Annotated in this window: 9 protein-coding genes and 1 tRNA gene; 6 read left to right on the top strand and 4 right to left on the bottom strand. The window is 70.4% G+C overall.

The features are described from left to right. Window positions 1-50 precede the first annotated feature (50 nt). Entirely contained in the window at window positions 51-515 is a 465-nt protein-coding gene (locus ACT3SQ_RS04500; RefSeq protein WP_441443479.1) for a hypothetical protein, read from the bottom strand. A 358-nt stretch (window positions 516-873) separates the two neighbouring features. Between ACT3SQ_RS04500 and ACT3SQ_RS04495 the strand changes: the two genes are divergently transcribed. Next, window positions 874-2244, top strand: coding sequence for a variant leucine-rich repeat-containing protein (locus ACT3SQ_RS04495; protein WP_444600866.1), 1371 nt, complete (start codon window positions 874-876; stop codon window positions 2242-2244). Between the two features lie 92 nt (window positions 2245-2336). On the opposite strand, the gene ACT3SQ_RS04490 is transcribed toward ACT3SQ_RS04495, so the two are convergent. From ACT3SQ_RS04490 to ACT3SQ_RS04480, 3 genes are all read right to left on the bottom strand, one after another. Next, window positions 2337-2408, bottom strand: a tRNA-Thr gene (locus ACT3SQ_RS04490). An 89-nt stretch (window positions 2409-2497) separates the two neighbouring features. Beyond that, window positions 2498-3319 (bottom strand): thioredoxin domain-containing protein, encoded by an 822-nt coding sequence (locus ACT3SQ_RS04485; protein ID WP_442332206.1) that lies wholly within the window; start codon window positions 3317-3319, stop codon window positions 2498-2500. A 127-nt stretch (window positions 3320-3446) separates the two neighbouring features. Continuing rightward, window positions 3447-5567: a protein kinase domain-containing protein gene (locus ACT3SQ_RS04480; protein ID WP_441443825.1), complete on the bottom strand. Its 2121-nt coding sequence runs from the start codon at window positions 5565-5567 to the stop codon at window positions 3447-3449. Between the two features lie 209 nt (window positions 5568-5776). Between ACT3SQ_RS04480 and ACT3SQ_RS04475 the strand changes: the two genes are divergently transcribed. The 5 genes from ACT3SQ_RS04475 (at window position 5777) to ACT3SQ_RS04455 (ending at window position 12478) form a co-directional block, all read left to right on the top strand. Beyond that, on the top strand, window positions 5777-6454 hold the full coding sequence (locus ACT3SQ_RS04475; RefSeq protein ID WP_441443826.1) for an AIM24 family protein: 678 nt from the start codon (window positions 5777-5779) through the stop codon (window positions 6452-6454). Window positions 6455-6490: 36 nt separating this feature from the next. Next, complete coding sequence (locus ACT3SQ_RS04470) at window positions 6491-8758, top strand: circularly permuted type 2 ATP-grasp protein (protein WP_441443827.1); 2268 nt, start codon at window positions 6491-6493, stop codon at window positions 8756-8758. Next, window positions 8751-9749: a transglutaminase family protein gene (locus ACT3SQ_RS04465; RefSeq protein WP_441443828.1), complete on the top strand. Its 999-nt coding sequence runs from the start codon at window positions 8751-8753 to the stop codon at window positions 9747-9749. The genes ACT3SQ_RS04470 and ACT3SQ_RS04465 overlap by 8 nt, the downstream gene beginning before the upstream one ends. Before the next feature lie 176 nt (window positions 9750-9925). After that, window positions 9926-10846 (top strand): formate/nitrite family transporter, encoded by a 921-nt coding sequence (locus ACT3SQ_RS04460; RefSeq protein ID WP_441443829.1) that lies wholly within the window; start codon window positions 9926-9928, stop codon window positions 10844-10846. Window positions 10847-11002: 156 nt separating this feature from the next. After that, the gene (locus tag ACT3SQ_RS04455) at window positions 11003-12478 is read left to right on the top strand and encodes an FAD-dependent oxidoreductase (protein WP_441443830.1); all 1476 of its coding nucleotides are present in this window, start codon (window positions 11003-11005) and stop codon (window positions 12476-12478) included. Window positions 12479-12604 lie beyond the last annotated feature (126 nt).

Below are 12604 nucleotides of genomic sequence, written 5' to 3'. Positions count from 1 at the left end.
CCGTCAGTCCGAGCGGGCGGGGTCCGTCAGCCGGAGCGGGCGGAGCCTCGTCAGCCTGTGAAGGCTGCGGCGAGGGTCGCGCCGGCGAGGACGATGCCGCCGACCATCGCGAGGATCCCGATGACCTCCATCGGGATCCAGAACACCGAATGGGGACCGTGGCGGCCGATCGCGCGACGGCCATCGGCGATGACGGACTCGATCATCTGCGCCGCCTCCTCGGGGCTGCTGGGCAGCGTGTTGCCCACGACCAGCACTCCGCGGTCCGCTGCGTCCTCGAGCCGGGGCCGTTCGGCCGCCTCCCACTGCTCCGCCCGCTTCCGGGGCAGGAGCACGTTGAGGTACCACCCGTGCACTGCCGTGATCGCCCCGCCGATCAGGATCCCCAGTCCCGCCAACGGTCCTGCCGCTGTCGAGGACTGCAGGATCGAAGCGCCGAGCAGCCCTCCCAGAAGTGCCGCGCACGCTCCGATGTACACGATGGCCAGGCCGCCCCATCCGCGCCAGATGATCATGTGGTCCCCTCTCGATCCGGCACCTGCGGCGCCGGCGCCCTTGAACTGCCCCGGCATCCGCCGCGGCACAGTGGTCGAGGCTATCGGGGTCCCGGGATCGGCGATATGGGGAGAACTCCCCTGCGGCACCACCGCAGGCGATCTCCTCCTGCCTCGCCTCCCGCGAGATGCCGACGGGGCGGCGCACATGGCCAGTGAAAAATCTCCGTTGCACACCTGCCCCGTGCCTCGAGCACGCCCGATGTGCCATTCTCGGGGATCGGCACGAGGCGCGGGCACGAGGTCCGAGCTCGAGATGCGGGCGGCGGGACACTGTCTCGTCGCAACGGCCGACACAGCGTGACGAAGGGAGAATGCGGTGGCAGAGCCCCGTTCAGCGGCACAGGAGGCAGGCGATCCGAGCACCAGCCCGGAGCGTCTGCTCGAACTCACCGAGAAGCATCCTCAGCTGCAGCGGATGATCCTCCTGAACCCGTCGTGCCCCGAGGTCGCGCGCCAGTGGATCCTGGCCACGAATCCATGGGCGAAGCGCGCCTACGAGGAGAGCCGTGAGCAGGATGTCTCCGAGCCAGAAGCCTCTGAGAGGGACACTGCCGACGACGACACCCAGGTCGCAGGTCTCGCTCCCCTCCCGGCTCCCGGCCCCTCCTCCGAACTGCAGCCAGAGCTCGTCGCGGAGCCGGCGGCCGAGGACCCCGACGACGTCTCTGTCTGGGGCGACTTCGGAGACGACGCCTTCTGGAACGGCGCAGACGACTCTGACGAACCCGCGCCCGGTGCCCCGACCTCCTCCGTGAGGATCGCGCAGGATGCGGGCGTGGTCCCCCTCGGTCCGGCGCCCTCCCCGGCATCGCCGGATGCTCCGCCCGCAGCAGCCGCGGCACCCGCCGCCACCCCGGCCCCGGCCCCCGCACCAGCACCAGCACCAGCACCAGCACCAGCACCAGCACCAGCTGAGTATCCGGACTACGCCTTCCCCGCCGTCCCCGGTGCCTATGACGCCACAGCGATGCACGGCGCGCAGTCCTCCGCCGCACCGCAGTTCCCGCAGGGGCAGAGTCCGCAGACGCCCTACGGTGCCGCGGCATACGGTGCCGCGGCACCCGCTGCGGCAGCTGCCGCGACGCCCCCTGCACAGCACCCCGGCGCGACGGGCGACGAGGGCTCGGGGCCCTCCCGCCGCATCTGGTGGGCCTGTGGCGGCTGCCTGCTGCTCTCCCTCCTGCTGGTGGTCGTCATCGCCTTCGCCGGACGCGCCTGGCTGTCCGCAGACGACGACGGGTATGAGCGAGACAGCTCGACCACGGCACAGGAGGCCCCGGCGGAGCAGCCCACCGAAGAACCCACCGAGGAGACCCCCAGCCAGGACCCGGTCTCCCCTGCCCCCGACGGCGCACAGGAGATGACCGAGCTGCGCTCCCCGACCGGGAACATCATCTGCCTGCTGGAGGGCGACTCGGTGTCCTGCAGCGTGCTCGAGCGGGACTTCGGCGAGTCCGGTCTCGAGGACTGCGAGAACGGTCCGTTCTCGATCCAGGTCTCCGACGGCGCAGCCGCCACGGCCTGCGGATCGTCCTTCCTCAGCGACTCCGCGACTGCGCTCGAGTACGACCAGAGCGCGACCTCCGGGAATGTCGCCTGCACCAGCCGCTTCGACGGCATGACCTGCTGGAATATCATGACCGGCAAGGGGTTCATGGTGAACCGGGTGACCTACGAGACGTTCTGACCCCCGGCGCGGACGCTATCGGGATCGCAGAACAGCCCCTCACCGGAGCACATCGGAGACGATGTCCTCGCAGGTGAGGGGCTGTTTCTTCGAGCTGGAGACGGGAATCGAACCCGCAACCACCTGTTTACAAGACAGGTGCGCTACCGTTGCGCCACTCCAGCGGGCGGACCGGCCGACGGATCAGCCGGTCCGAAGCAGTCTAGAGGGAATTGCAGAGCTGCTCGTCCCCCACCGCAGGTCGCTCAGAGGGTCAGCCCTCGCCGCCGTCGGACGCGGGCGCCTCGCCACCGCCGTCGGACGCCGCAGGAGCGCCGCCGGCCGCCAGCACCGCCTCACGCAGCGCACCGGGCTGGGTGAAGCCCTTGAACTCCGTGCCGTCGATCTCGACGTACGGGGTCCCGCCGCCGGTCTCCTCGCCGTACGGGTTCGAGACCCGCTTCACCCACGGCTCGTACGTGCCGGCCTTGATATCGCTGATCGCCTGCTCGGAGGCCCCTGCCTCCAGGGCGAACGCCTCGATCTGCTCGTCGGTCAGCCCTTCCGCGCCGGGCTGGTTGGCGAACATCAGGGTCTGGAAGGCCATCGCATTGACCGGATCATCCGCGTAGACCGCGACCAGGGCGTTCGCCGCGCGCGAGGAGTAGTCGCCGGAAGAGGACTGCATGTCCATGAAGTTGCGAGGCACGATGTGCACGATCGCCTCCTCATCCGCGACCATGGTCGAGATGTCCTCGGCGTTGATGTTCTCGAACTCCCCGCAGTGCGGGCACAGGAAGTCCAGGTGAATCTCCACCACAGGTTTCCCGGAGTCCTCCGGGGCGCCGAGGGTGAGGTACGGCTGGTCCGCGCTCATGCCCTCGGGCACCGCGACCGGGCCCTCCGGCTGCATCGAACGGAATATGAGGTAGCCCGCTCCGGCGACGATCACCAGCGCGACCACGGTGATCGCGGCGATCACCACGGTGCGCACGGTGCGCTGGCGCTTGAGCTCCGACTGCCGCTGCTTGCGCAGGACCTCCCGCTGCGCTTCGCGGCGCTCCTGCGCTGACTTTGATGAACCGGTCGCGGCCATGGAATCTCCTCGCCCCCGATGCGGGGCTGCGGTGGGTGATAGATCGATGAGAGTTTAACGGCCTGCAACTGGACGGTGCCGGGAAGGATGGGGCACCTCACGTGCCAGCCCCTGACCGAGCGCGAGCTCAGCGCCGCCAGATGGCGATGTCCTCGAGCCGAGGTCCGCTGGGGAAGGGGAAGTAGTCGACCGCTCCCCCGCGGGCCAGGAGGGTGAAGATCACCGCGCCCAGCAGGAGCAGGAGCAGCACCGCCACCACTGCGCTCCAGAGCAGGTCCGGCGCGGCGGCGTCGACCATCCGGTGCGCACCGTTGCGGGTGGTGCGACTGCCCAAACCCACCCAGGTGATCAGCAGGGTGATCGCCGCCGCGGTCGCGAAGGCGACTCCGTCCGGCGGCGGAGCGCCCTGGAGCAGCGTCCAGGACACATCGAGAGCGATACACACCAGCACCCCGAGGACCAGCGGGAACACTGCCTGCACCGCGATCTCGAGCAGCCCCAGCAGGAAACGGAAGGGACTGGCGAGGCCCGTCCTCCACTGCGGCCCCGCACCGGTGGCTCCGCGCATCCGCTGAGCGGTCACGGACAGATGCGACCGCTCCCAGGTGCGGGCCAACGCCCCCAGCAGCAGCAGCACGGCCAGCGACACATAGGGCGCGATCGCAGCGAGGGACACGATCAGCAGGTGCCCGATCCACACCAGCAGCGGACGGCGCGGCGGCGGCGCCGGCCACGCACCGTACGGCGCCGACGGCTCGGCTGCGGAGGGCGGGTACTGCGCAGGGTGCTGCGGCCGTGCCTCGATCGTCTGCTGAGCCTGACGCTGCGGAGCCGGATGCTGCAGATTCGGATGCTGCGGAGCCAGCTGCTGGGAGTAGGCGTACGGCTGGCCCGGGTGCTCCTGCACCGGAACCTGCTGGCGCGGCAGCTGCTGAGTGGATGGTTGCTGAGGGGGCGGTTGCTGGAAGGACTGCGGCTGAGGGGAAGGCTGCGGGGAGTAGTGCTGCGGCACATGCGACGGCGGCGCGCTGTGCTGCGGCGAGGAGACGACCGGCAGCGCCATGGTGGGGTTCCCGATGACGGGCAGCGCCTCGGTGACCGAATCCGCGGCAGTCGTGATCCGCGGCAGCGCCTCGGTGGGATGCTCCGCTGGGGTGGCGATCATCGGGATCGCCTCGGTGGGCTGGTCCTGGGCGCCTGCGGTCGCCTCCGCGGCAGCGGCCGGTGCCCCGGGCGACGCCCCCTCCGGGGTCCCACCTGTCGGGTCTGCGTCCTCAGCACCGGGCGGGGCCGCTCCGATCACCGGCAGCACCGCGGTCCGAGACCCCGCATCCAGCATCTCCGTGTCCCCGGGGTCCGCATACCGCGTGAGGTCCAGCTCGGCGAGCCGCGCGATCATGTCCTCGGGAGCCGGGCGTTCCGCAGGGACGGAGCGCAGCGCCGCGCGCAGCCAGTCCGCGAGCTCCGTGGGCAGCCCGTCGACGTCGATCTCCCCGCGCTCGGCGCGCAGGAACACCAGGTCGGCACGGCCGCTGCCGAAAGGATCACGGCCGGTGGCCGCGAAGGAGAGCAGCGCGGCCCAGGCCCACCAGTCCCCCGCCTCTCCCGTGTGATCGCTGCGGATCACCTCGGGATCGAGATAGGCGGCGGTGCCCATGACCAGGCCGGTGGAGGTCAGTCGGGATTCCTCGGCCGCGATCGCGATGCCGAAATCGATGATCACCGGATCCAGCCGATCCCCGTCGGGATCGAACCCGGTCAGGTCGCCCTCGGTGGCGCCACGCAGCATCACGTTGCTGGGTTTGAGGTCGCGGTGGATCACCCCGGCACGGTGGATGTCGCGCAGTGTCTCCCCCATCACCAGGCCGATCTCCCGCACCGACTCGGGGTGCAGGCCACCGTGGGAGCGCACCGCATCCTCGAGCGTCGGCCCGGGGATGAACTCGGTGACCACGAAAGCATCCGAGGAGTCGAGCTCCGCGTCGAGGATGCGCACGATGTTGTCGTTGCGCACCAGCTTCTGCGCCGTGACCTCACGCGCCAGGCGCTCGCGCGCCTGCGGGTCGTCCGAGATCTCGTGACGCAGCAGCTTGATGGCCACGTCATTGCCGTCGGCATCGTGCGCACGGTAGACGATCCCCATACCGCCGGCACCGATCCGGCCGAGGATCTCGTAGCCGGAGTCCTCGGCGAGCGCGAGCAGCCGCGGGTCGCGGGCGTCGCGGCGGGAGATGCGGGACTCTGCCATGGTCTCCATGCTACGAGGCCCGTGCCCGGCATCGTGCCCGCTTCACCGCTCCCCCACACTGTCCGCACCTCGGCCGCACCCCGGACACGGGCCTGATGGAGCATTCCTGAGGGGTGACGGCGTGAGACGATCGCCTCGCGGCGCGGTGGGCGCCGTGGTGCGGGGCGGCTGCCGTCCGGCACCCGAGAGCGACCGAAGGACTCCGTGCCATGCGTTCGAACCTGTTCGATGCCTCCAACCAGGAGCGCCAGACCAACGACCGATGGGCGCTGCAGTCCAACAAGATGCTGCGCTGCTCGCTCACTCCGGACGCGCCGGAGATCATCTCCGCCTCCGGGGCGATGGTCGCCTACCAGGGGCAGATGGACTTCTCGTACCAGGGCTCCGGAGGCGGCATGAAGCTGCTGAAGAAGATGGCCACCGGCGAGGGCGGCAACATGATGCGCACCCGCGGGCAGGGCGAGATCTTCTACGCCCGTCAGGCCAATGAGATCTTCCTGATCCAGCTCGAGGGCGAGGCCCTCACCCTGAACACCAAGAACATGCTCGCCTTCGACAGCTCCATCCAGTGGGACATCAAGTCCCTCGGCGGCGCGGGCTTCATGGCCGGGGGCCTGTTCAACCTGTTCCTGCAGGGCCAGGGCATGGTCGCGGTCACCTCCGACGGCCCGCCGATGCTGCTGGACTGCTCCCAGCAGCCCACCTACGTGGATCCCCAGGCCGCGGTGTGCTGGTCGGCGAACCTGCAGCCGCAGATCAAGAACGACTTCAAGATGGGCTCGCTGATCGGCCGCGGCTCCGGCGAGTCCTTCCAGCTCGCCTTCCACGGCCCGGGCTTCGTCGTGGTCCAGCCCTCCGAGGGCATCCCGGTGGTCAGCGGTTCCTGACTGCCCGCACCGCGGCGTCATGTCTACGATGTTCCGGTGATCTCCACCCCGCCTCAGGCCCTGGTCGACGAGCTCGATGCTCTCGGACCACTGGGCCGACGGCGCGCGGCGACGTCGGCGGCGCGCATGTTCGCCGCCGACGTCTCCACCGCCACGCCCGTGATCGATCCCGTGCCGCTGGTCCTGGATGCCGATTCCTGGTCGGTGCTGTCCACGGGCCTGATCCAGCGGGTGCGGCTGCTGGACGCCCTGTACGGGGATCTCTACGGCCCGCGCACCGTGCTCGGCACCGACGTCGCCCCGGCCGCACAGCTCCTCCAGGATCCTGCGTACCTGCGCTCGGCCGTCGGGATCCCCGCTCGCGGGAACCATCATCTCTTCGCGCTGACCAGCACCGTCACCCGCACCGCCGAGGGGTCATGGGTGGTCCTCGAGGACTCCGTGGACGTGCCCGGAGGCGCCGGCACCACCCTCGAGCTGCGGCGGGTCCTCTCCCGCTGCGCGCCCACCCTGTACCGCTCCACGCCGCTGCGCCGCCTGCATCCGTTCTTCGATGCCCTGCGCACCTCGCTGCATCAGCGCACCCGGTCCGACGGCCGCGCCGGCCGCACTGTGGTCCTGACGGATGAGTCCGAGGACCCGATGCGGGGATTCGACCACAGCTGGCTGGCGAACCTGCTGGGCGCCCCGATGGTCTCCGCCGGGGATCTGCGCACCGGCTCCGGCTCCGTCACCCTGCGCCTGCCCGGTCTGGATTCCGATCCCGGTGATGCGGTGGACGCCGTGCTGCGCCTGGTGCCCTCACAGCTGCTGGACCCGTTGGACCTGGGCCCGACCCCGCTGGGCGGGGTGACCGGCCTGGTCGAGGCCGCCCGCTGCGGCGACGTGGAGATCTTCAACCCGCTCGGCGCCGGACTGCTGGAGAACCCGGATCTGCGCTCCGCGCTGCCGGACCTGTGCCGGCAGATGCTCCATGAGGACCTGCTGCTGCGCCCCGCCGATCCGGAGGCCGCTGGTGCCCGGTGGCTGAGCCTGGACCCGCGCGGCGGCGACGCCCTCGTCGAGCGGCCGGTGCGGATCCAGCTGCTGGTGATGGGCACGGAGGACGGCTACGAGGTGCTGCCCGGTGGGATCGCCACGACCTCCGATGACGGACCCCCGGCGCTCAAGGATGTCTGGGTCACGGTCGCGGAGACCTCTCCGGTCGCTGACCCGGCACCGCCCGCGGAGAACGTCGCCGAGCCGCGCACCGCCGCCCGGACCCGCGGGATGCTCAGCGCGTATCCCGCGATGACCCGGTCGATCGGCTCGGACCTGTTCTGGTTCGGCCGCTATCTCGAGCGGGTGGATTCCACCGCCCGCCTGCTGCGGACGGTCCTGGACACCGTCAACGACCTGGATGCGGAGCACAGCCCCGCCGCCCGCACCGCCCAGGCCGTGCTGCTCGAGGCGGTCACCGAGGCCACCACCACGTACCCGGGCTTCCTGGATGTGGAACTGCAGGACCGTGAAGAGGTGCGCACCGAGCTCGAGAGCCTGCTCACCGACCTGGCGCGGCCCGGCTCCCTCGCCCAGTCCTACACCGCGCTCGCCCACACCACCCGCACGCTCAGGGATCTGATCTCGGATGACGTCTGGCCGGTGATCGCCCGCATGCGCCAGGAGGTCCGGGCGCTGGGCGGCCCGGACCGTCCGCCGCTCGAGCAGGGGCTGACGGACATCGTGGACGGCTGCCTGACGCTCTCCGGCGCGGTCGCCGATTCGATGCCGCGGAACCTGGGCTGGGATCTCACCGAGGTGGGGCGCAAGATCGAACGCGCCATGAGCCTGCTGGCGCTGCTGCGGGCCACTCTGGGTCGGCGCCGTGTACGCGCCGCTGAGGTGCGGGTCGCCGGTGCCGTCGCGCTGATCACCGAGTCCGGCGCCTCCTACCGGCGCTCCTACCACGCCGCCGTGCAGCCGGAACTGCTGCTGGAGCTGCTGCTGAACGACCCGACGCTGCCCCGTTCGATCGCCTTCCAGCTCGAGCGGCTGGGGATGGCGCTGGACAGGCTGCCGGAGGTCACCCCGTCTCCCGAGCTGCGGGCCCCGCTGATCGCGCTGCGCTCCCGGATCGGTTCCTGGGAGGCGCGCGAGCTGCTGCGCCCGGTCGCTGACGCCGACGACTCCGCGAGCGCCCCGACCGCGCTGCTGGAGGAGGTCGATGCTGCGATCGACCTGCTGCGGGAGCTCGCGACCGCCCTGGAGAACCGCTTCTTCCGTCCTTCTGAATCCACCTCACGATGGGGTATCGACGATGTCTGAGCATGACCAGGATGCGAAGCGCCTGCGACCGCTGATCCCGTTGCGGGACGACGAGGCGGGCGCTGCCGAGCCCGTCCACTACCGCGTCCACCACCTGACGTCCTATCGGTACGCCAAACCTGTCTCGCGCAACTACGGCCGCGCCCATATCGAGCCGCGCGCCACACCGCATCAGAGGGTGCTCTCGCACGAGGTGGTCGTGGACCCGGCCCCGGCCCGCCTCACCGCACACACCGACTTCTACGGGAACTCCTCGACCTATCTGCTGGTGGACACCCCTCATGCGCAGCTCGACGTCCACTCTCACGCCCGCGTCACCGTCGCGGAGCGCCGCTATCCGATCGAGCCGATGTCGCGCCCCTGGGAGCAGTGCACCCCGGAGCACTGGGGCTCGCTGCTGCCGGATTCCGGCCTCGACTTCGTCCACCCCTCCCCGCGCATCCCCGCAGGCACCGCGGCGCAGGAGATCTCCGCCGAGGTGTTCACCCCCGGCCGCGCGATCGGTGAGTGCCTGTCCGATCTCACGGCGCTGATCCACACCGACTTCACCTACGACTCCGCCGCCACGACCGTCTCCTCGACCCTCGAGGAGGTGCTCGCCGCCCGGCACGGCGTCTGCCAGGACTTCTCTCACGTCGGGCTCGCCGCGGTGCGCGCTGCAGGGCTCGCGGCCCGTTATGTCTCCGGGTATCTGCGGACCGCGCCGTCGGCCGGCGGGGTGCTGGGCACCGAGCCGGTCGGGGAGATGGTCGGCTCCGCCGCCTCCCATGCCTGGCTCAGCGTGCTGGTCCCCGGAACCGGCTGGGTGGACATCGACCCCACCAACCGCGCCTTCGTGGACCAGCGCTTCGTGACCACCGCCTGGGGCCGGGACTACGCGGATGTGCCGCCGCTGAAGGGCATCGTGGTGGGACCGCCCGGCGCCAGCAGCACTCTCGCCGTCGCCGTCGGAGTGGTGCCCGAGGCACCGGGCGCCGGCAGCCCGGAGTGAGTCGCCGGAGTGAGCCTGGCCACCTCTCGCCGCACGACGAGCAGGTCCCGGGATGGCGACTGCCGAAGGAGCGCGCTCGACTGTCCGGTCAGGCGTAGCCTGACCGCCGGTAACCGGACGGTGCACGTCATGCAGGGCCCGGTCGCCGTCCCCTGCCACCTCCTGGAGACCTTCCCATGAACGTGCCCGCGCCCGCGGACCCCACTCCTGCCGCCACGCCCAGCGCGCCGAGCCCCGTGATCCCCACGCCGAAGGCACTGACGACCGCGCTCGAGGATGCGATGTACGCGAAGGCCACCGCACCGTGGAGCCGGATGTTCCTGCAGACCCTCACCGGGGGCGCCTTCATCGCCCTGGGATTCGTCTTCATGGTCACCACCCAGCAGGGGATGGGCGACTGGCCGGTCGGCATCGCCAAGCTCATCGGCGGCACCGTCTTCTCCGTCGGCCTCGGGCTCGTGGTGATCAGCGGCTCCGACCTGTTCACCGGCACCACCCTGACGTTCATGCCTAGGCTGTCCGGACGGATCTCCACCGGTCGGATGCTGGGCCACTGGGGGATGTCCGCAGGCGGCAACCTGCTCGGCGCCCTCCTCATCGCACTGCTGATGCTCGGCGCCGGGACCCATGCGACCAACGGGTCCGCCTGGGGGCTGATCGTCCTGGACACCACCCGGTCCAAGCTCGATCACGACTGGCACCAGGCCTTCTTCCTGGGGGTCCTCGCGAACCTCGCCGTCTGCCTGGCCGTCTGGGTCGCCACCGCCGGCAAGACCGTCACGGACAAGGTCCTCGGCGTGGCCGGGCCCATCGCCCTGTTCGTGGCCACCGGCTTCGAACATTCCGTGGCCAACATGTTCATGCTCCCGATGGGACTGCTGATCAAGACCTTCGCTGGCGACTCCTTCTGGCAGGGCGAGGCGATCCAGGCAGTCGGGACGTCCCTCGAGGACTACTCCTCGATCACGGTCGGCGCCGCGATCTGGGACAACATGATCCCGGTGGTCCTGGGCAACATCGTGGGCGGGGCGGTGCTGGTCGGCGCCTACTTCTGGGCGACCTACCGCCGAGGAGATGCTGACCTGGCCAGGAGCTGACCCGCGACGTCAGGCCGCTCACAGTGGCCCGGGTCCGGGCGAATTTCGCGTATAGAGTGGTGCGGAAATCTGCGCAGAGCGGAGTCGGCGGATGACGTCGCGACCGCTCCGGACCGCATCCGACCCGGCGCCACCGCGCCATGAGACCGAGGTGAGATGTCCTCCTCCCAGCAGCCCTTCCGTCTGGCCGTGATCGGCTCCGGCCCCGCCGGCGTCTATGCCGCTGAGACCCTGCTGCGCTCTGCGCCGGTGAAGAACGGTGAGCTCCAGGTCACGATCGACCTGTTCGATCGCCTCCCCGCTCCCTTCGGGCTGATCCGCTACGGCGTCGCCCCGGATCACCCGCGCATCAAGGGGATCATCACCGCGCTGCATCGGATCCTGGGTCGCGGTGACATCCGTTTCCTCGGCGACGTCGAGTTCGGCACCGATCTGACCATCGAGGACCTGCGGACCCATTACGACGCGGCCATCTTCGCCACCGGCGCGCTCAAGGACGCCGAGCTCTCGGTGCCCGGCGTCGAACTCGCAGGCTCCCACGGCGCCGCAGACTTCGTGGCCTGGTACGACGGCAACCCGGACTATCCCCGCACCTGGGAGCTGGACGCCGAGTCCGTCGCCGTGGTCGGCAACGGGAACGTCGCCCTGGACGTCGCCCGCGTGCTCTCCAAGACCGCGGATGAGCTGCTGCGCACCGAGATCCCCGCCAACGTGTACGAGGGCCTGCAGGCTGCGAAGACCACCGACGTGCACGTCTTCGGCCGTCGGGGACCTGCGCAGACCAAGTTCTCCCCCCTCGAGGCGCGCGAGCTGTCCCACCCGCGGGGTCTCCAGGTCGTCATGGATCCGCGCGACATCGAGCAGATCACCGAGGCCCAGTGGGAGACCATCAAGGCCGACAAGCGCACGGACCAGGTGGTCCAGACCTTCGTGGGCTGGCTCGAGGAGCAGCAGCGCCGCGAGGCCGCCGGTGAGGAGCCGACGGACCGCGAGGGCCGCCCGGTCCAGCGCCGCCTCCACATGCACTTCTGGCACCGCCCCGTCGAGATCCTCGGCGAGGGTGGCGACGGAGGACGAGTCACCGGCATGCGCTTCGAGCGCACCCAGCTGGATGAAGAGGGCAACCTCGAGGGCACCGGCGAGTTCGTGGACTACGAGCTCGGCGCGATCTACCGGGCCGTCGGGTACCACGGCTCCGAGCTGCCCGGCATCCCCTACGACGCGAAGCGCGGCGTGATCAGCAATACCGCCGGCCGTGTCACCGCTGCCGAGGGCGATGTGCTGCCCGGCCTCTACGCCAACGGCTGGATCAAGCGCGGCCCGGTGGGCCTGATCGGCGCGACCAAGTCCGACGCCATCGAGACCATCGCCAGCCTGCTCGAGGACATCGAGTCCGGTGTTCTGCACTCCGCGCCCGAGCGTGACGGCGACGCTGTCCTGCGCCTGCTCGAGGACCGTGGCGTGCCGTACACGACTTGGGACGGCTGGATGGCGCTGGACGAGCACGAGAAGGCGCTCGGCGCCGCCGCGGTCGACGCCGACGGAGAGCCCCGCGCCCGGATCAAGGTCGTCGAGCGCGAGGAGATGGTGCGCGTCTCCCGCGACGCGGTGAACCAGCCCTCGCACGCCTGACCAGCACCACAGCACCACCGGCCACCACGAGGAGCCGGGACCGTCGCCTCGACCCGGCATCGGTCCCGGCTCCTCGTCTCCCACCTCACATGCGCGGGACAGCACCCCTGACGACCCCTATTCTGT

This window comes from Brachybacterium sp. AOP42-C2-15, assembly GCF_052377065.1.
GTDB lineage: Bacteria > Actinomycetota > Actinomycetes > Actinomycetales > Dermabacteraceae > Brachybacterium.
This window is presented reverse-complemented; position numbering and strand designations above follow the sequence as displayed.

What these genes read in the sequence shown, in the direction of transcription:
- ACT3SQ_RS04500 (WP_441443479.1), bottom strand. Translation starts at nt 515, where the DNA reads ATGATCATCTGGCGCGGATGGGGCGGCCTGGCCATCGTGTACATCGGA.
- ACT3SQ_RS04475 (WP_441443826.1), top strand. Translation starts at nt 5,777, where the DNA reads ATGCGTTCGAACCTGTTCGATGCCTCCAACCAGGAGCGCCAGACCAAC.
- ACT3SQ_RS04465 (WP_441443828.1), top strand. Translation starts at nt 8,751, where the DNA reads ATGTCTGAGCATGACCAGGATGCGAAGCGCCTGCGACCGCTGATCCCG.
- ACT3SQ_RS04455 (WP_441443830.1), top strand. Translation starts at nt 11,003, where the DNA reads ATGTCCTCCTCCCAGCAGCCCTTCCGTCTGGCCGTGATCGGCTCCGGC.
- ACT3SQ_RS04460 (WP_441443829.1), top strand. Translation starts at nt 9,926, where the DNA reads ATGAACGTGCCCGCGCCCGCGGACCCCACTCCTGCCGCCACGCCCAGC.
- ACT3SQ_RS04485 (WP_442332206.1), bottom strand. Translation starts at nt 3,319, where the DNA reads ATGGCCGCGACCGGTTCATCAAAGTCAGCGCAGGAGCGCCGCGAAGCG.
- ACT3SQ_RS04480 (WP_441443825.1), bottom strand. Translation starts at nt 5,567, where the DNA reads ATGGCAGAGTCCCGCATCTCCCGCCGCGACGCCCGCGACCCGCGGCTG.